General features: G+C 56.0%; 15 protein-coding genes. 4 read left to right on the forward strand and 11 right to left on the reverse strand.

Annotated elements, in window-relative coordinates; all coding sequences use genetic code 11:
- The first annotated feature begins 109 nt into the window (after positions 1-109).
- Together mfd and BMY49_RS02865 are read left to right on the forward strand one after the other, a co-directional pair.
- Positions 110-3,559 carry a transcription-repair coupling factor gene (gene mfd, locus BMY49_RS02860; RefSeq protein ID WP_208596164.1) on the forward strand — a complete coding sequence of 1,150 codons (3,450 nt, stop codon included), beginning with the start codon at positions 110-112 and terminating at the stop codon, positions 3,557-3,559.
- Positions 3,560-3,657: 98 nt separating this feature from the next.
- Complete coding sequence (locus BMY49_RS02865) at positions 3,658-4,791, forward strand: L,D-transpeptidase family protein (RefSeq protein ID WP_089674787.1); 1,134 nt, start codon at positions 3,658-3,660, stop codon at positions 4,789-4,791.
- A 99-nt stretch (positions 4,792-4,890) separates the two neighbouring features.
- Here the strand turns inward: BMY49_RS02865 and BMY49_RS02870 are convergent, their stop codons facing one another.
- The 6 genes from BMY49_RS02870 to BMY49_RS02895 all read right to left on the reverse strand — a co-directional run bounded on the left by BMY49_RS02870 (position 4,891) and on the right by BMY49_RS02895 (position 12,603).
- Positions 4,891-5,154 carry an Lpp/OprI family alanine-zipper lipoprotein gene (locus BMY49_RS02870; protein ID WP_016914087.1) on the reverse strand — a complete coding sequence of 88 codons (264 nt, stop codon included), beginning with the start codon at positions 5,152-5,154 and terminating at the stop codon, positions 4,891-4,893.
- Between the two features lie 224 nt (positions 5,155-5,378).
- Positions 5,379-6,011: a L,D-transpeptidase family protein gene (locus BMY49_RS02875; RefSeq protein WP_089674789.1), complete on the reverse strand. Its 633-nt coding sequence runs from the start codon at positions 6,009-6,011 to the stop codon at positions 5,379-5,381.
- A 153-nt stretch (positions 6,012-6,164) separates the two neighbouring features.
- Positions 6,165-6,629, reverse strand: a complete 465-nt coding sequence (locus tag BMY49_RS02880; protein WP_058577790.1) for a hypothetical protein — start codon at positions 6,627-6,629, stop codon at positions 6,165-6,167.
- 125 nt (positions 6,630-6,754) lie between these two features.
- Positions 6,755-7,216: a DUF6586 family protein gene (locus tag BMY49_RS02885; protein WP_054640988.1), complete on the reverse strand. Its 462-nt coding sequence runs from the start codon at positions 7,214-7,216 to the stop codon at positions 6,755-6,757.
- Positions 7,213-9,840, reverse strand: coding sequence for a type I DNA topoisomerase (topA, locus tag BMY49_RS02890; RefSeq protein WP_089674791.1), 2,628 nt, complete (start codon positions 9,838-9,840; stop codon positions 7,213-7,215). Before topA ends, BMY49_RS02885 begins: the two co-directional genes overlap by 4 nt.
- Before the next feature lie 321 nt (positions 9,841-10,161).
- Positions 10,162-12,603 (reverse strand): DUF3141 domain-containing protein, encoded by a 2,442-nt coding sequence (locus tag BMY49_RS02895; RefSeq protein ID WP_089674793.1) that lies wholly within the window; start codon positions 12,601-12,603, stop codon positions 10,162-10,164.
- Positions 12,604-12,880: 277 nt separating this feature from the next.
- Between BMY49_RS02895 and BMY49_RS02900 the strand changes: the two genes are divergently transcribed.
- Positions 12,881-13,870 (forward strand): LysR family transcriptional regulator, encoded by a 990-nt coding sequence (locus BMY49_RS02900; RefSeq protein ID WP_044628102.1) that lies wholly within the window; start codon positions 12,881-12,883, stop codon positions 13,868-13,870.
- Between the two features lie 190 nt (positions 13,871-14,060).
- Entirely contained in the window at positions 14,061-15,113 is a 1,053-nt protein-coding gene (gene lipA, locus BMY49_RS02905; protein WP_044628077.1) for a lipoyl synthase, read from the forward strand.
- 45 nt (positions 15,114-15,158) lie between these two features.
- Here lipA and lipB read toward each other — a convergent pair whose 3' ends face one another.
- From lipB to mltB, 5 genes are all read right to left on the reverse strand, one after another.
- A complete protein-coding gene (lipB, locus tag BMY49_RS02910; protein WP_089674809.1) occupies positions 15,159-15,827 on the reverse strand; it encodes a lipoyl(octanoyl) transferase LipB in 669 nt (222 codons plus the stop codon).
- 2 nt (positions 15,828-15,829) lie between these two features.
- Positions 15,830-16,141, reverse strand: coding sequence for an HP0495 family protein (locus BMY49_RS02915; protein WP_044628079.1), 312 nt, complete (start codon positions 16,139-16,141; stop codon positions 15,830-15,832).
- A gap of 105 nt (positions 16,142-16,246) precedes the next feature.
- Entirely contained in the window at positions 16,247-17,446 is a 1,200-nt protein-coding gene (locus tag BMY49_RS02920; RefSeq protein ID WP_089674795.1) for a D-alanyl-D-alanine carboxypeptidase family protein, read from the reverse strand.
- Between the two features lie 69 nt (positions 17,447-17,515).
- Positions 17,516-18,478: a septal ring lytic transglycosylase RlpA family protein gene (locus BMY49_RS02925; protein ID WP_058577797.1), complete on the reverse strand. Its 963-nt coding sequence runs from the start codon at positions 18,476-18,478 to the stop codon at positions 17,516-17,518.
- A complete protein-coding gene (gene mltB, locus BMY49_RS02930; protein WP_089674797.1) occupies positions 18,471-19,496 on the reverse strand; it encodes a lytic murein transglycosylase B in 1,026 nt (341 codons plus the stop codon). The genes BMY49_RS02925 and mltB overlap by 8 nt, the downstream gene beginning before the upstream one ends.
- Between the last annotated feature and the right edge of the window lie 2 nt (positions 19,497-19,498).

A 19,498-nucleotide genomic window follows, 5' to 3' on the forward strand; every position in this document is an offset into this window, starting at 1 on the left:
GATGCAGCGACCAAGCGATCTTAACACCCCATGGCGCCAAAGCCTCTGCGCGAAAGGGCGGATCGTGTATGATCTTGGTTCCGTTTCTGTGCAAAACGATACCTTTACTATGCCTTCTTTCTCTCTGCTCGAACCGCCTCAGCCGCAAGGGATTCGCGATACGCTCTATTTGCAAGCGCCGCCGGGCAGTGCGACTGCCCTGGCGCTAGCTCAGGTAGCGTCAAGCGCACCGTTACTGGTGATCACTCCCAACACCGCCAGCGCCCAGAGGCTGGAACAAGATCTCGCTTTTTATAGCAGCGTGCCGGTTCTCCCCTTCCCCGATTGGGAAACCTTGCCCTACGACAGCTTCTCGCCCCACCAAGATATTATTTCTGCTCGGCTGAGAACGCTGCGCCTGCTACAGGATGGCGTGCGCGGTATCGTGCTTGTGCCAGTCAATACCCTCATGCAGCGGCTGCCGCCTGTCTCGTACATCGCTGGCCGCGTGATGACGCTAAAGGCGGGGGCCACGCTGAATCGCGAAACCTTCCGCGAATCGCTCTCCCGGGCAGGCTATCGTGCGGTAGAGACCGTTTATGAGCCGGGCGAATACGCCATGCGCGGCGCGATTATCGACCTATTTGCCATGGGCATGGATGAGCCGATTCGTATTGATCTATTTGATGATGAGATCGACACACTGCGCCACTTCGACCCCGGCAGCCAGCGCTCTACCGACAAAGTGGATGTCATCGAACTGCTGCCTGCCCATGAATACTCGCTAAGCCGCAGCGCGATTGCCTGCTTTCGTGAGCAGTTTGAGACCCTGTTTGATGTCGACCCGCGCCAGTGCCCGCTCTATAACGATGCGCTGAAAGCGATTCCCTCTCCTGGGCTAGAGCAGTATTTACCGCTCTTTTTCGAGGAAACCGCCTCACTGTTTGAGCATCTCACCGAAGACACTCGCATCGCCTTGCTCCCAGACGTTTTCCACGCGGCTGAGCAGCACTGGCAGTCGATTGAATCACGCTATGAGAATTTAGGTGTTGACCCTACACGGCCGCTACTACCGCCTCACCGGGCGTTCTTCCCGGTTAACGAAGTGTTTTCAGCCATTAAAGCGCGGCCTCGCCTTGAGTTCACTGAGGACGACAGCCAATGCCATGCGCTTGCTCCTCTGGCCCAAGCACTCCCTTCTCTGGCCATCAATGCGCGTGCCAAACAGCCGCTGAGCGAGCTGGCGAGCTTCTTAGATAACCATCCCAAGACCCGCATGCTGTTTGTTGCCGAGTCTCGCGGGCGGCGAGAAGCACTGGAGGAAGTCCTCTCCCCGCTGAAACTATCGCTGCCCCATAGCGATAGTTTCCAGGCTTTTTTAGCAGGCAGCGAGCACATCGCTATAACGGAAAGCTTGGTGGGTAGCGGCCTATGGCTCACCGAGCCCGATGTCGCGGTAATTAGCGAAACCGAGCTGTTTGGCGACGTCGTGCGGCAAAGCCGTCGGCGGGAAAAAGCCACCGACGATAACGAACTAGCGGTCCGTCACCTTTCCGAGTTGCGCGAAGGAGCACCGGTGGTTCACCAAGCCCACGGCGTAGGCCGCTACCTGGGCCTGGAGACTCTGGAAGCGGGCGGCCAGGCCAACGAGTTTCTCGCCCTCTCCTATGCAGACGGTGCCAAGCTGTATGTGCCGGTGGATAGCCTGCACCTTATTTCACGCTATAGCGGCGCCGATGACGAACTCGCTCCGCTGCATAAGCTGGGCTCCGACCAGTGGGAGAAAGCCCGCCGCAAAGCCGCTGAAAAAATTCGCGACACCGCCGCAGAGCTATTGGATATTTACGCCCGCCGTGAAGCCCAGCAAGGCACAGTGTACGACCCGCCCGGCGATGAGTATGTGCGTTTTGCGGCCAGCTTCCCGTTTGAGGAAACACCGGATCAGAAGGCGGCTATCGAAGCAGTGATCAGCGACATGGTCTCTCCTCAGCCAATGGATCGCGTGGTGTGCGGCGATGTGGGCTTTGGTAAAACCGAGGTGGCCATGCGCGCCGCCTTCCTCGCCGTACAGTCCGGCAGACAGGTCGTAGTGCTAGTGCCGACAACGCTGCTAGCACGCCAGCACTTCGAGAACTTCCGCGACCGCTTTGCCGACACTGCCGTCAATATCAGCCTAATCTCGCGCTTTACCGGTGGCAAAGAGATGACGCAAACCCTGGAAGGCATCAAAAGCGGCCAAACCGGTATCGTTATTGGCACCCATAAGCTGCTCTCGAAAAGCGTCGAGCTGCCCAAAATGGGACTGCTGATTATCGATGAAGAGCACCGCTTCGGCGTCGCCCAAAAAGAGAAGTTGAAAACCCTACGCGCGGAAATCGACATTCTCACACTCACCGCCACGCCCATTCCGCGTACGCTCAATATGGCCATGAGTGGCATCCGTGACCTTTCTATCATCGCCACTCCGCCCGCAAGGCGCTTATCGGTAAAAACTTTTATACAGCAGCGCGATAACAGCATTATTAAGGAAGCGCTACTGCGGGAGATCCTGCGCGGCGGTCAGGTCTACTTCCTGCACAACGAAGTTAAAACCATTGAGAATGCTGCTGAACAGATCCGCGAGCTAGTGCCGGAAGCCCGCGTTGCTGTGGCCCACGGCCAGCTTCCAGAGCGCAGCCTTGAGCGGGTGATGTCTGATTTCTACCACCGACGCTTTAACGTGCTGGTGTGCTCCACCATTATAGAAACCGGCATTGACGTACCTAGCGCCAACACCATTTTGATTGAGCGTGCGGATAAGTTCGGCCTAGCACAGCTACACCAGCTGCGCGGCCGCGTAGGGCGCAGCCACCATCAGGCCTATGCTTACCTACTAACCCCGCCACCCAAAGCCATGACGCGAGATGCCGTAAAACGCCTTGAGGCGATTAGCGCCTCCGACGACCTGGGGGCAGGCTTTACATTGGCCAGCCACGATATGGAAATTCGCGGTGCGGGTGAGCTTTTGGGCGACGAGCAAAGCGGCCAAATGGAAACCATTGGCTACACCCTTTATATGGAAATGCTGGACCGGGCGGTGAAAGCAATCCGCGCAGGCAAAACCCCTAACATCGACGCGCCCTTCAACACAGGCGTCGAAATAAGCCTGAATCTGCCTGCCCTCATTCCCGATGATTACATTCACGATGTACAGCAGCGCCTAGTCATGTATAAACGCATCGCTAATACGCAATCAGATACCGAGCTTAAAGAGTTGCAGGTAGAGTTGATCGACCGTTTTGGTCTACTGCCACAGCCGTTGAAGAACCTGATTCGGCAGACGAAGCTGCGCCACCGGGCAGAACAGCTCGGTGTTGCGCGCATAGAAGCAGGTGAACAGCGCGGCCGCGTGATTTTTAACACCACTACCCAGGTAGACCCGCTGACCCTGGTCACGCTGATTCAAAAATCTCCCCAGCACTACCGCTTAGATGGTTCCGATACTTTACGTTTTGAATTTCCAATGGAAACGGTCGAACAGCGTTTCGAAAAGATTGAAGCACTGCTAACGACCCTTAATCAAAAAGTAGCGGCGGCGTGAACCTTGGGGCAAACTTGTCATTAAGCAGCACATATCGGTAACGCATCGCTGCCCATTACCATGCGTACCAGCAGTGCATACATTGATTAGGATCGACCATGAACATTCGTAAGAACATTACCCGTTGGGGACCTACCAGCCTGGCAGTTCTGCTGGCAGCGAGCCTTGTGGGCCCCGTTTATGCACAGCCGTCGGCCGAGCAGGCCGAAAGCACTGCGGCGATTACTGACGACGCCACTGCTAGTGCAGAGCAAGTTGCTGAGGCGCAGGAACTACCGCGCGGCCACTTCCGACTACCCGAGCACGGCGATATTATTGGTGAGTACTACACCGTTACGGTGGAGGACCCCGAAGAGACGCTTATCGACATCGCTCGTCGCCATAATATTGGCTACGAAGAGATTCGCATGGCGAACCCAGACGTTAGCTTATGGGTACCGGGTAAAGGCACCGAGGTAGTGATCCCTGCGCGGTACATTCTGCCGCCTGCGCCACGCGAGGGCGTGGTGGTCAATCTCTCCGAGCTGCGCCTTTACTACTACCCTGCCGACAACCCCGGCATTGTGGAAACCTACCCTGTCAGCGTTGGCCGCGAGGAGTTTGCGACTCCGGTAGGCATCACGCGGACCACGGTCAAAGTCAAAGACCCTGCCTGGGCACCGCCCGCCTCGATGCGTCGTGAAGCGGCTGCAAGAGGCGAGCCTGCACCCGCTATCGTTCCACCAGGGCCTGACAACCCGCTTGGCCGTCATGCCATCTTGCTGGCTATGCCGAGCTACTTGATCCATGGGACCAATCGCCCTGATGGCGTGGGTATGCGTGTCAGCCGTGGCTGTATTCGCATGTACCCGGAAGATATCGAGTCGCTGTATGAACGCCTACCAAGCGGCACTAAGGTAAACCTGATGGATGCGCCTTTTAAAGCAGGCTGGGCGGCAGACGGCACACTGTTTGTGCAATCCCACCCTCAGCTGGAAGAGAACGTAGGCAACTTTGAGCCGCTTCTTAATGCCATTGAGCGGGTCAGCGAACTGGCAGAAGATCAAGCAGAAGTGGATTACGAGCAAGTCAAACGCGCGGTGGAAGCACCAGACGGCCGCTTTGTGGCGCTATATGGCCCGCAAGCACCCGCCCCTGAGCAGGAACCCGAGCCGCAGCCCACTCAGCAGCTAGAGGGAATTTTGGAAGGTGTCGAGCTTTCCACGACCGTTCGAGTTGAAGGCGACGCTTAACGCGCAAAGCGCTAGCCAACAAAAAACCCCGCCGAGGCGGGGTTTTTCACATCTACAGCGACCACCGAACATGCATCATGCTCGGTGGCCCAAGCAGAATTACTTCTGCATGGAACGCTGGAACATGCGGTTCATTTCTTCACGGTTCTGCTCAGACATCTGCAGAGCAGCTTGCGCGTCGCGCTGAGCTTGGTTTGCAGTGTTCAGAGCTTGTGAAGCCATGCTGCGTGCTTCTGCGGCATCAGCCTGTGCAGATTCAGCAGTCATGCGAACTTCTTCCAGAGCGCTGGTAGAAGCACAGCCAGCCAGGATTGCCAGAGAAGCGGCAGCGGCAGTCATCTTCAGAGCAGTCTTCAGAGTCATAATGTTCTCCTTGAGTCTTCCTTGGGTACTACGTTAAGGGTATGACAAAAAATAAAGCTAAAGCGTTAGCTTAAATTTGTCTACCTGCGGTGCAGGTTCTTTACAGCGACTTGTACCAGGGTTACGTACCAAGGCACGCAAGTCAAACGCTGTTTTATAATAGACCACAGCGGTTGTCTATAGCCACATATTTAAAACCTAGAACTTCCTTCAACAACACAAGCCTAGCGGATCACCACGCGTGTGCCAACATCTACTAATTCGGCCACACGTACGATCTGTTCATTGGTGACTGCCACACACCCTTGGGTCCAGTGGAAGCTACCATGGATCTCTGGATCACCGCCGCCAACTCCGTGAATCCCAATAGCGCCACCCAACGCAGTATTCTGCGGGGGAGAGCCATAACGCCGGTAGTGGTCAAAATAGGCTTCGTAATCCGCTTGGGAGTAGATACCTTTTTCAAGCGCCATACGTGCGTGAGGTGGCGTAGGATAATCGATACCAATAAAGATATGCCACTGGCTTTCGAAATTAAATCGATTAACTCTGAATTCGCCCAGCGGTGTAACGTTATCGCCGCGAATTCGCTGGGTTTTTGCGCCACCGCGCCCCAATGAAATAGGCGCAAAGCGCTCTACCAGCGCATTCCCGCGAAAAATGGTCAGCGTTGCCTCTTTATCGTCAATTAGCACCCACAACTCACTACTGTGGCGTGGCACAGCAGCGCGAGAAAGCAGCGTCTCAACCAAATCGGTTGACTCATAATCATTCACAGCGCTTGTAGCAGTTGCGCTAGCCACTGCTGGCCAGCCCAGTGCCAACGCCAAAAATCGGCGACGGTTCACAGACATTATTTTGCTCTCAAATACAGGCCAGTGTGGCTAGGCCGAGGACACATTAGTGGCGGCTGTTATACCTTATTCACACAGCTATTGTCAGCGTTTCGACCATCAAATTAGCGTTCAGAATAACGAGCAGCACTGAAACAAACTTTAATTCAACGTTCACTAAATATCGTCAAACTCCTGCATGCTCGCGACTAGTTTGCGAGCTTCTGCATTATGACCTTCTGCCAATGCGCTAAAAAACGTCTCCTCGGGCTCAATTTTGGCCCGAGAAGCGCGATGTTCATAAAGGCTTTGCAACTTACGATGGGACTCTACCGCTGTTTTGGTTAGCTCATCAATCGAACCTGCCACGCTCTGCTTTGCCAGAGCATCAAGCTCAGGGGGCTGGGGGAAGTCGCTTGAATCGTCAAACCATATTTCTAACACTTCACGATGATCCGAGCCATCGTGCAACAGCGCCTCAAGCCCTGTTTTCATCTTTAGCTCGCTATCGGCTAGGTAGGTGAGCACCATGGCTAGGCGCTCATGCTCGGCTTGTTCTGCGCCAGCGCTGTATTGGCGCGCCATGCGGCCATGATAACCCGCTGCCCACTCAATGAGATCTTTGACTTGATTATAGCGCATCCGTGCCTCCTGTATCGCTGTTTCCATACAACGTGGTGACGAATAGGCACATTTCAACCTATCAGAGTAAGCAACCAGACGCTATTGGCAACCTCTCCCTCTATCACCACCGCACTGCCGCTGGACTACCACTCTTGGCTTGTCTCCCGTAGCGAGGCAATATCACGCTTAGCCGCTTGGAGGTTCTCTAACAGTTGCTCGGCTAACGTCAACTGGCTACCTACCGCAATCATAGAAGGATTTTGCACAGCGCGACGCGCAGCACCATCATCACTGTGCAGCTTCTCTAGCTGCCCCACCAGCCAGTAAAGCCAGCTTTCCGGCTGCTGCATGGCATCGCGTAGACGCTGCAGCTCTGCCACATCGGGGCCGTCACTGGCGAGCAGCGCGCGCCAGTCATGGCTCGTCAACCGTGCGTGCTCGGTTACCTCTTTGAGCAGCGAGCCCAGTGCTAGCTCGAACAGCGCCAGCGCGCTCTCTTCGATGGCCATCCGTCGGGCAGGGCTGTGCTCATCATCGCCAACCGGCAGGCCGACCAGCAGCTCGGCCTGATACAGCAGTTGATTGGTACGCGAACGCGGGCTCACTTGCGCTTATCCTCCACATGCCATTTGCCGCCTTCAAAGGTCGCCTTCCAGCCGGTCGCTTTGCCCTCTTCGTCTGTCATCACGTACTGCTCTTTGTTTTTACGCGAGAAGCGGATCTGCGCGGGGCGGCCATCGGGGTCTTCGCTTGGCGCATCAAGAATAAAGTGATACTTCTCTGGCAGCTCGTCAGCGTGAGCTTTCAGCTCTTTAACCAGCGGCGGGCGGGTTTCACGATTTTTAGGGAACTTACTAGCAGCCAGGAACAAGCCACTAGCGCCATCCCGTAACACGTAATGATCTTCCACCTTTTGGCAGGCAAGTTCGGGCATGGGAATCGGGTCCATCTTCGGCGGCGCGACGTCACCACTGCGCAGCAGCTTGCGGGTGTTTTTACACTCGCTGTTGGTGCAGCCAAAGTATTTGCCAAATCGGCCAGATTTTAGCTGCATCTCGGAGCCGCACTTATCGCACTCAATGACCGGGCCATCGTAGCCTTTAATCTTGAACTTGCCGCTCTCTACTTCGTAACCGTCACAGTCTGGGCTGTTGCCACAAATATGAAGCTTACGAGTTTCGTCAATCAGGTAGTTATCCATCGCCGTGCCGCATTTCGGGCAACGACGCTTGGCACGTAGGGCATTGGTTTCCGCTTCTTCGCCCGCGTCTTCCGCCACGGCCTCTTCACCAGGAATCAGGTCAATGGTGGTTTTGCAGCGTTCTTTAGGCGGCAAGTTGTAGCCGCTGCAGCCCAAAAATACACCGGTAGAGGCGGTTCGAATCTGCATTTTTCGGCCACAGCTGGGGCAGTCGATATCAGTCGGCACCGGCTGGTTCGGACGCATGCCCTCCTCGCTTTCAGCCTTCATCAGCTCCATGCGGAACTCATCGTAGAAGGCATCAAGCAGCTCCCGCCAATTGCGCTCGCCTTCAGCCACTTCATCAAGGCTGTCCTCCATGCGGGCAGTGAAGGAGTAGTCCATTAAGTCAGGGAAGGACTCTTTCAACCGCTCGGTGACGATATCGCCCAATTTTTCGGCATAAAAACGGCGGTTCTCCAGCTTCACGTAGCCACGATCTTGGATAGTCGAAATAATCGATGCGTAGGTGGAGGGGCGGCCAATGCCCTGCTTCTCTAGTTCTTTGACCAAGCTGGCTTCGGTGTAGCGCGCGGGCGGCTTGGTAAAATGCTGCTGAGGGTCGAGTTTTTCTAGCTGCATTGCCGTGCCCGTCGGCAGGTCAGGCAGGCTTTGATCTTCGTTTTTGCCCGTAGGCTTCATTACCCGGGTGTAACCATCAAATTTCAGCACGCGGCCTTTGGCACGCAGGTCGTAGCCATCTACTTCCACACTGAGCGTGCTGGAGAGGTATTCGGCTGGGGTCATCTGACACGCCACAAATTGCCGCCAAATAAGCTCGTAGAGGCGTTCGGCGTCACGCTCCATACCTGCCAAGTCAGTCGCTTTGCGCTCGACGCTAGAGGGCCGGATGGCTTCGTGCGCTTCTTGAGCACTCTCTTTGCTGCTGTATCGATTAGGCGACTCAGGCAAATAGCGCGCACCATACTCATCACCAATAAACGAACGGACACTCTCCACCGCGTCTTTAGATAGGTTGGTGGAATCGGTACGCATATAGGTGATGTAGCCCGCTTCATAAAGCCGCTGGGCCATGGTCATGGTCTTCTTCACCGAAAACCCTAATCGGCTGCTGGCTGCCTGCTGAAGCGTAGAGGTGATAAACGGCGCGGTCGGTTTAGAGCTGGTGGGTTTATCTTCCCGCGAGGTAATCGAGAGCTTGGCTTTGCGCAGCTGCTCAATACGCGCCAGGGTATCCTTTTCAGAGGTGGGACGGAACGGCTTGCCATCCTGGCGAACAAGGGCAAAACGCACCAATTCTCCATCCGGAGAGAGGAGATCCGCATGAACGTCCCAAAACTCTTCGGGAATAAAAGCGCGAATCTCCCGCTCACGTTCCACAATCAGACGCACCGCGACAGATTGTACGCGCCCGGCGGAAAGCCCGCGGGCAATCTTGGCCCACAATAGCGGCGAGAGCATAAAGCCCACTACGCGGTCCAAGAAGCGGCGTGCCTGCTGGGCTTCAACCCGGGGGATGTTCAAGACACCGGGGGCTTTAAACGCATCCTGAATGGCGTTTTTAGTAATTTCGTTGAACACCACGCGCTTGTAGCGGCTATCGTCGCCACCGATGGTTTCGCGAAGGTGCCAAGCAATCGCCTCCCCTTCACGATCCAAATCCGTAGCGAGATAAACAGCATCGGCCTTCTCAGCCAGTTTCTTTAACTCAGCAACTACTTTCTCTTTCCCCGGAAGCACTTCATAGCGCGCTTCCCAGCCGTTATCTGGGTCAATCCCCATGCGTCGAATGAGCTGGTCGTGAGCTTTGCGCTTTTTATACTCCGCCTTCTCTTCCGCCGACATCTTACGCGTTGCCGCGGCCTGGCGTGCACGCTCCTTTGGGTCGGAGGCTGCCTTACCTGAGCCGCTGGTCGGCAGGTCACGGATATGACCTACGCTCGACTTTACGATGAAATCGTTGCCGAGATATTTATTAATCGTCTTCGCTTTCGCTGGCGATTCGACGATGACCAGTGACTTGCCCATAGTGCTCCACTTTTCTATTGCCCAGGCGCTATCGCCCATGCTCTGAATACGTTGCCGCCTCAATGTGTGCTTGGCGACCATGAGAAAAATGCGCCTACCCTACCCCAGCCCTTGATTAAGCGCTAGTAGCAACCGCCTCTTAGGGAGCTAAGCGAACACTAACAACAACGCATTAGCGGCGCGGTGCGTTTTACGATGCTTTTTTGCATCAGGGTAGCTAGACACTAGACTGCCGCTCGGCACTCGGCAACCCAAATCGCCGCCTATCAATGCAAAAGCCCCCGCTAAAAAGCGGGGGCGAAGGCGTCTTAGCAACTTTATCTAACGCTTACGGGGCGAGCTTCTGCGCTGACCAGTCGGCCGGGTGGCTGGCTTTTTCTTTGGCGCCTCTACCGATGATTCCTGGGCCTTTTCAGCCGTTACCGTGTTACTCGCTTCGGCTGCTATTTCCGCTGTAGCCGCAGTGGGGTCAGATGCGGGCGCTGTTTCAGGGGCTGGCGCCACCAAGGCAGCCGGACGCGCTTTATCAAACAACGCTTTTACTTGGTCAAACCGCTTAGCGGCATGTTCAGTTAACTCACCGCTAGCGGCAAAGACATGCTCTAAGTGGCTAATATAGTTATCTATCTCCTCACCGGTCTGCCCTTTTAATAGCTCCGGCAACGTATTAAGCGCCTGCTCACGATCAAGCTTCAAAATAAAGAACTGCTCACGCACTAGGCGCTTAAATTCGCTCAAGGAGGTGCTGGGTTCAAGCTCCGCCCGAGAGGCGCGTAGGCGCTTAAAGTTACGCTCATCGGTGGCCGGTGCGCCACCTAGCACATAGATCACTGAACGCATCACGGCTTCATGAGGGCCACCCTGAGCAATTTTATGACGCAGCTCATTTTGGCGGTTTTCAATAAAGCGGCGGTGCTCAGGCTCTGCGCCAGGACGGCGGCGATGTACATGGGCATCCCCGTACAAGCCAACAGCGGCCTGGAGCAGCGGTTGACCATAAATATCCATAAACAGGCGCTCGGTTGAGCTATCGCGCAGGTCACGCCATGCATTCAGGCTCACTACAATTTGATCAGATGCCATGAGCTCTAGCGCTTTAAATATGTTGTCCTGCTCCACCGGCTGACGATAGCGGCGCACGTAGTCGGCCATAACCGGTAGCGGCACCGTCAGCGGGTTACGGTCTGACATGAGCTTGTAGCCCAGGCGAATGGGGTGCATACGCCGTATCCAGCGCGCCGCCTCGGGTGTCATGATGGACTGTATCCACGGCTGCACGTAGAGACGATAAAACCCCAGGTTAATTTCAGAGATGCGGGCAACGGTGGCGAAGCGACGATCATCCTCCGGCTGATGCATCACGTCACGATCAAGCTCCTCGAAGTTGCGCGGCGCAAATTCCAGCAGATAGTCACGCTCAATCAGCTCGGCGTCTGTGTGTTCGTCGGCATGAGAAATCGTCGTTTCGTACAGCCCTGGCGGCATCACATCGATGTAGTCCATGTTGGCCGTAAATTCGGAGTGCTCTTTGCGGGAAACACTGCCAGATACGAAGATTCCCAGGTGCCCAGTGGTATCATGCAAGCAGTAAATAATCGTCTGCTCATTCGCAATGATATCCTCTTCGCCCGCGTACAGATCACGAATCCACCCCAGGGCCTGAGGCGGTGGCGTAATATCGTCCCCCCGTGAGCAAAACACCACCACAGGCGAGCGTACATTACGCAGATCAATACGCCGTCCATCGCGGGTAACCAGTTGCGCCGTAGAAAGGCGATTGCCGACAAATAAGTTATCGACAATGTACTGGATCTCATTACCGCCCAGCACCACATGACCACCCCACCAGCGTTCAAACTCTAAATAGCGTTTGGACTCGGTATCAATATTGGCATACAGGTGGTACTGCTTTTTCCAGTAGGTATTAGCCGGGTTGAGGCGCTCAAAGTTCTGAACCAGCCACGCCCCATCAAATAGGCCGTTGCCGATATCACTGGTCAATGCAGTAATCCAACTTCCCCCTGTCATACCGCCGGTATAACGCATGGGCGCCTTGCCATGCTCGCCAGCCCAATAAGAGAGCGGTGCACCAGCGATTAAGATTGGCCCAAATACTTCAGGCTCAAGGGCGGCGGCCATCATGATTTGCCAGCCCGCTTGGCAGTTACCAACCACCATCGGTTTTTCAGTGGTTTCCGGGTGTAGCGCAATCACGTGGCGCAAAAAGGCCACTTCCGACTCCACCACATCTTCCACCGTTTGGCCTGGCTCAGGGAAAGGTAAAAAGCCGATAAAGTAGCAGGGATGGCCCGCTTTTAGCGCGACACCGAGTTCGCTATCAGGCTTAAAACCGCCGATACCAGGGCCATGGCCTGCACGCGGGTCAATAACAACAAAGGGGCGTTTTTGTGGGTCAATCTGGATATTCTTAGGCGGCAATACCCGCAGTAACTCATAGTTAGTCGGATTAGGCAGCGTACGGCCATCCACTAACACCTCGGTTTCAAAGCCGAGCACATTGGGCTTCGTTTGCTCCATGTGTTCGAGATACTGGTTGCCGCGCTCGCGCATGACATCCCAATAAAGGATGTTGCGCTCTACACTGTCACGCCAGTAGCTAACCGCGGCACGACCAAACCCAAAAGGGTCCATCATGCTAGCGAGAGCTTCACCGCCCGGTAACGCCGCGGAATCATTCGATGACCCAAACCAAGGAGCAGCAAGCGCATTGGTGGTAAGCAAAGGATTAGCGAGAAAGTTCATATATTCTCCCATTGGGTTGATGCATGGCACCAATCCCAAAGCAATGATGCTGCAATGCAATATAGTTTAGGCCACTCCTTGCCTAACGTCGATGACTCCCCCCCCTTTTTTTCCAACGACCGTCTTATTGATCGAAACGTACACCGTTTATATACCGCCAAGCTTTCAAGGCGGTAGCCCTAAATCAGTGATAGCATTTCGGCGCTGAGGCCAAGCCCTATATAACAGGCCTTATACAGTGCGCTTTTTTACCGAGGAAGTTTACCCTGAGGTGGTTATGTCATCCCCCACGCTGCTCAACCGCTTAACGTTTCGACAGCTACAAGTGTTTCAGGCAGTGCATCAACAACGCTCCTATTCACGGGCCGCCGAGCAGCTCGGCCTGACACAACCAGCCGTGAGCGCGCAGATTCGACAGCTTGAGCAAGCGTTGGGGCAGCCTCTCTTTAAGTATGCGGGGAAAACTCTCCACGTGCTGCCAACGGCCGATACACTGGCCCTCTCTACGCGGGAAATCTTTGGTCAGCTGTCGCGGCTGCAAATGAGCCTTTCAGACATTAACGGCAAGATCAGCGGCAAGTTGAACGTCGCTGCCGTCTCCTCCGCGCAGTATGTCGTGCCCTATGTGCTGGCTAAATTTCGCGCACGATACCCGGATGTTCAGTTGCGTTTAAAGGTGTGTAACCGCAGCCAAGCACTTGAGCGGCTGGCCGAACAACAAGACGACGTGGTGATCATGGCCATGGTGCCAGAAGACGACGGCTTGGTGGTTATGCCAATTCTTGAAAACGAGCTTGTGGCGGTAGTGTGGCCAGAACATCCTCTGCTAAGTATGCCCAATCCAACGCTGACGGATTTCGCACGCCATTTCGTACTAATGCGTGAGCCTGGTTCGGGGGTTCGCAGCGCCTTTGAGCAGCTTGCCGTGGATCAAGAAGTGGGGCTTCCGCACCGTATCGAGCTGGGCACCAATGAAGCCATCAAACAAGGGGTAATGGTACATTTGGGCGTTGCCGTACTGCCTCGTTTGGCGGTACAGCGCGAGTTGGAACAGGGCCTGCTCGCCACCCTGTCTCTGCCCAATTTTCCCATTCGCCGCGCTTGGTGCACGGTATACCGCCGAGACCACTTTCCCACTCCGGTAGCAGAGCTCTTCCTGCGTTTTGTGCGTGAGCATCTGAGCGAGTTCCAGCGCCACTTCCAAGCGCCTGGCAGCCCGCTTCCTAGCCATGGAGTTTCCTGCTTACCCGCCCTGTCACTGGAATAGGATCACTAGCGGTTCTACGGTGTCTTGTTGATTGCCAAATATGTTACATTATTTACAACCTACGTATCAGTTAGCGTTACTCAGGGCATGGTAAACAGTTGCATCGCGGCCACATTTTGCACGTATATTTTTCGTGATGCGTCGCTCGGATTTTCTGCTTACCAGCCGCACAGTAGAGAGGCTCTCTCCTATGAGCAACACCCCTTCCCAGCGCGTGCCCAGCGGCGAAAAATTCCGTAACGAACATGGCATGACAGTGATTAAAGATGGCATGAAGCAGCGCAAAGCGCAGGCAGATGCCCCTTCACTTGAGCGCAAGCCAAAGTGGCTGCGCGCGCAAATTCCCGGCGGCGAGCGTTTTGAGGCCGTTAAGAAAAACGTGGCGACGCACCGGCTCAGCACCGTTTGCGCTGAATCCCATTGTCCTAACATGGGTGAATGCTGGAGCAATGGTACCGCCACCATTATGTTGATGGGCTCAGTATGTACCCGCGCCTGCCGCTTCTGTGCGGTTGATACTGGCAACCCTAAAGGTTGGCTGGATCACGAAGAGCCGGAAAATACCGCCAAATCCGTCGAGCTAATGGGTCTTCGCTATATCGTGCTGACCTCAGTAGACCGTGACGATCTAGACGATGGTGGCGCCACCCACTACGCCAACTGTATTCGCGCCATTAAAGCGCGCACGCCGGAGGTGGTTGTTGAGGCGTTAACGCCTGATTTTGATGGCGATAAAGCCGCTATTGAGCGCGTGGTCGATTCAGGGCTTGAGGTGTTTGCGCAAAACGTTGAGACCGTTGAGCGGCTGACCAGCAAAGTGCGCGACCCTCGCGCTGGCTACCGCAAAACGCTCGACGTATTGGCCCACGCCAAGCAGTATCGCCCCGACATCATCACCAAAACCAGCTTGATGCTGGGGCTGGGAGAAACGGACGAAGAGATCCTGCAAACCTTCGACGATTTGCGTGAGATTGGTGTCGATATCGTGACGTTAGGCCAATACCTGCGCCCAACCAAAAACCACTTGGCCGTGGAGCGCTGGGTAAGCCCAGAAGAGTTCGAGCGCTATCGCGTACTAGGCCTTGAGAAAGGCTTTATGGAAGTGCCATCCGGCCCGCTGGTACGCTCTAGCTACCGGGCAGACCGCGTGTTCGAAAAGAACAACTTGGGTCTTGCCGCTCCTGCGGCCATTCCAGGTCAAGAGCCGGACAGCAACCGCATCCCCGCCTTCAACGTCGGCTAACTCGCCGCGGACTGCCTGCATACAGCGCTCTGCAGGCAGTCTTCGTTACTCAGGCACCACCAAGGTGCGCTTCAGTCGCGCGGCCAACGCCTGCGCAAGCCGTTCGCCAACGTCTTTACCATTAGTCCCGCCTTGTCCATGAGAGAGATCGACCAAGTCGGCAAGACGAGTGACCTGCATACCCGCGTAGCCACAAGGATTGATACGCGCAAACGGCGACAGGTCGCCGTCGACGTTCAGCGCGACGCCATGGTAGCTGGCCCCACGACGAATGCGCAGGCCGAGCGAGGCGATTTTGGCCTCCCCCATGGCCGTTTCTACGTAAACCCCCGGCGCATCGGGCTTGGCCCAGCCGCGCACTCCATACGCGTCTAGCACGTCGATCACGGCATTTTCGAGCGCCGTGACCAAGTCGCGCACGCCGATCTTGCCCCGACGCACGTCCAGCAGCGGATAGAGTACCACCTGCCCCGGCCCGTGATAGGTAACCTGTCCGCCCCGGTCGGTATTGACCACAGGAATATCGCCCGGCATCAACAGGTGTTCTGGCTTGCCCGCCTGCCCTTGGGTAAATACAGGCTCATGCTCGACCAGCCAAAATTGATCCGCCGTGTTTTCATCGCGCGTGTCGGTAAGCTCACGCATGGCTTCCCATACTGGTAGATAGGGGCGATAGCCGAGGCGGTGCAGAGCAATCGGGGCGTCGTCGCTCATGGTCATACCACCATGTGCACGCGGCCAGTGGCCTTCAGCTCGTTGAACAGTTGGCTCAACTGCTGCTCCCCTGTGGCCACGATGGTGACTCGAACGGACTGGAAACGACCATTGCGACTATCCACGACTTCCAACGTGGTCTCATCGAAGTCAGGCGCGTGACGCACGATGACTTGACACACGGTGGCTGGAAAATCGTCAGCCGCATCGCCCACGACCTTTAACGGGTAATCGCACGGGAAGGTAATTTTGGGTGGCTCTTTCGCCACGGGCTGGCGTAAATCACGCAGCCCTTGCTTGGCACCTTTTTTCATAACTCGCCTTTACATTAAGTGAATCGTTGGGCTAATCCCAATAAATAAGGCCCAACCTCTCACAATACAAGGCGTATGTGAGAAGCTGGGCCCAACACTGGCCGTTTAGCTGGTGAAATTACTGATCAAGTTGCTGAAGAAACGCTGCACTTGATCGAACAGGCGCTTGAACAGCCCACCCTCTTCGATGTTTTCCAGCGCGACGAGCTGGCGCTCCCCCACCATCTCTTCGCCTAGATAGACTTCCAGCGTACCAACGTCGTCACCTACTGCCACAGGTGCTTGAATATCAGCATCCAGATTTAGACGGGCGCGGAGCTCTTCATTGCGATTGCGGGGCAGCGTCATGAAAACTTCTTCATCCACCCCCACACGTAGCTCGTTGATGTCCCCGCCCCACACGCGCGGCGTTGCCAGCACGGCGCCGCGCTCATAGAGCTTCATGGTTTCATAGAAACGGAAGCCATAGCTCAGAAGCTTTTGCGATTCCTGGGCACGCGCCTCTTCGGAACTGGTGCCCATCACCACGGAGATCAGACGCATGCCATCACGCTGCGCCGAAGCGACCAGGCAGTAACCTGCTTCGGTGGTCCAGCCGGTTTTCAGGCCGTCTACGGTCGGGTCGCGCCACAACAGGCGGTTACGGTTCGGCTGATCGATGCCCGCAAACGAGAAGTTACGCTGTGAATAGATGGCGTAGTGCTCGGGATAGTCGTTGATAATGTAACGAGACAAACGCGCCATATCATGGGCGGTCGAGTAGTGATTCTCATGGGGCAAGCCAGTGGCATTCATGAAGTGGGTATCGTTCATGCCCAAACGCGTGGCGTGCTGATTCATTAGGTCGGCAAACGGCGCTTCACCGCCCGCCAGATGTTCTGCCATGGCCACGCTGGCATCGTTACCCGAGACGATGATGATGCCATGAAGCAGATTATCCACCGAAACACGATCGCCCACTTCGATGAACATCTTCGAGCCGCCGGTACGCCAAGCGTTTTCGCTGATATTGACCATATCGGTCAGGTTGATGGTGCCACGATCTAGCTCACGTTCGACCAGGTACGCGGTCATCAGTTTGGTCAAACTTGCAGGCGGCAAACGCTCATCGGCATTGTGCTCTGCAAGAATGCGACCACTGTTGGCGTCCATCAAAATCCACGAACTCGCGGCAAGCTGCGGTGGTGCAGGGATGATCGTTTGGGATTGAGGGATCACCTGAGCCATCGCAGGGGCGACGACGGCCGTCATCGCTGCGAAGAGGCAGAGCTTGGCGGTACGGCGGATTGACATCATTACATTCATCACATACTTCTCACTGACAAAGAAAAATGGCGGCGCATGATACGCCACTTGGGCACATGTAGAGAGCGATTATCTCACGACAAATACTTGAGGAAAGCCTGCGCGACGAAGTTCTTCACGAGCCTGTGTCTCTTGACTGGGACTGACGGGGCCGACCTGAACGCGGTGAACGTCGGTCTCACTTTGCACTCGAACGCCGCGGGGTAACTCATCCGACAGCCGCTGCTGTAGCTGCTGCGCTCCTTCGGCACTCCCCAACGCAGCCACCTGCAAATAGACGGCATGACCACTGCTCGGCTCGGCTGACGCTGCCCTAACAGGCCGAGTCTCAGAAACAGGTGTGGAAGCCGCAGCGGCGGGGGCCGCCGATGTGGCTTGGGGGGACGAAACGCTGCCCCCTCGACCACGCTCGGCTAACCACTGAGCAGGGTCGATCGCCTCGACGCGCACGGGCCCGGTTCCGTTTTCGAGAATCCCCAAGCGTGCTGCCGCCGCATAAGAGAGGTCGATTTCACGATCGCTATGGAACGGGCCGCGGTCATTGACGCGAACGATCACCGAGCGTCCGTTGTTCAAACTGGTGACCCTGGCAAAGGTGGGCAGCGGGAGCGAGCGGTGAGCTGCCGACATTTTGTACATGTCGTAAATCTCACCGTTGGACGTGGCGTAGCCGTGGAATTTTTCACCATACCAAGACGCCGTACCCTGGCGCGCATAGCCGCGTGAGTCGGGCAGCACGTGATAGGTTTCGCCCCACACTTCATAGGTGGAACGGTTGCCCGCCCGGGAAGGCGCTTCGATTCGCGGCTCGGCATCGGGTACGGTGCTGACATCCGGCGGCGCAACCGGGTAGGCATCGCCAGTCATAGCATAGCGCTCGCCACTGGCAGCCGCCGGAGCAGCAGGCGCGGAGCTTGAAGCACCTACCTCTCCGCCTGTACGCTGCGGCGCTTGGCTGGCACACCCGCTCACCAAGGCAGCTAACAGCAGCGAGCCGCTTAGGTAGCGCATATTGATTCGCAGTTTAGTCATGCTCAGCCTCAGCTTGCTGCTTGATAGCCTCTGCCAGTTCGGCGACTGCCATGGCGTAGAGGTGGCTATGGTTATAGCGGGTAATCACATAGAAATTGTACTCACCCAGCCGGTAGCTTTCCTGGCCATCGGCATACTCCAGCACCAGTGGCACCACTGGCGTATCGGGCGTTAAGGAAGTTTCCGTCACCACACCCTGCTCAGCGGCTTCGGCAGCCGTCGTGCTTGGGCGCACCGTCTGATTGAAGCTCAGCGCTTCAGGGAGCTCTTCAGGGCCTTCGGCTTCATGGTAAATCGCGCCGCCTCGTTGCCAACCATGCTCGGCGAAGTAATTGGCAACGCTACCAATCGCATCGACTGGGTTATTCCACAAATCGCGCTTCGCGTCACCGTCAAAATCGACGGCGTACGCTTGATAGCTGGTAGGTATGAATTGAGGGTAGCCCATGGCCCCTGCATAGGAGCCGTAGAGCGACTCGGGTGCCACCTCTTGCTGATAGGCGATGGTCAAAAAGGCCGCTAGCTCGCCGCGAAAGAAATCGCCGCGTACCGGGTGGTGGAATGCCAGCGTGGCGAGAGAGTCCAACACTTTATGACGCCCTTTGTGGCGACCGTAGTAGGTCTCTACACCCATGATGGCGGTAATCACTTCCGGCGGCACACCGTATTCCGACTCGGCATGCGCCAGCGCATCGGCATGGGCCTTCATGAACGCAGCCCCTTCGTCGATACGCTGCTCGGTTAGAAAAATATCGCGATACTCGAACCAGCGCAGCCGACGCTCGGCCGCGCCTGCCATGGCATCCAACACTTCCTGTCGATAGCTTGCCTGAGCCAGCGCTTGCTCCAGCCACGCATTTGGCACGCCCTGCTCGGCCAGCTCGTCAGCCAGTTGCTGGGTTTGCGGATTATGCTGCGGATCGAAACTGACCGTTTCCTCAGCGACGACCGCTGGGGCCGAACACGCTACTAGCATGGCAATGACATAGCCACTCGCTTGACTTCGCGCCCTGCTCATTT

This window comes from Vreelandella aquamarina, from assembly GCF_900110265.1.
Lineage (GTDB): Bacteria > Pseudomonadota > Gammaproteobacteria > Pseudomonadales > Halomonadaceae > Vreelandella > Vreelandella aquamarina.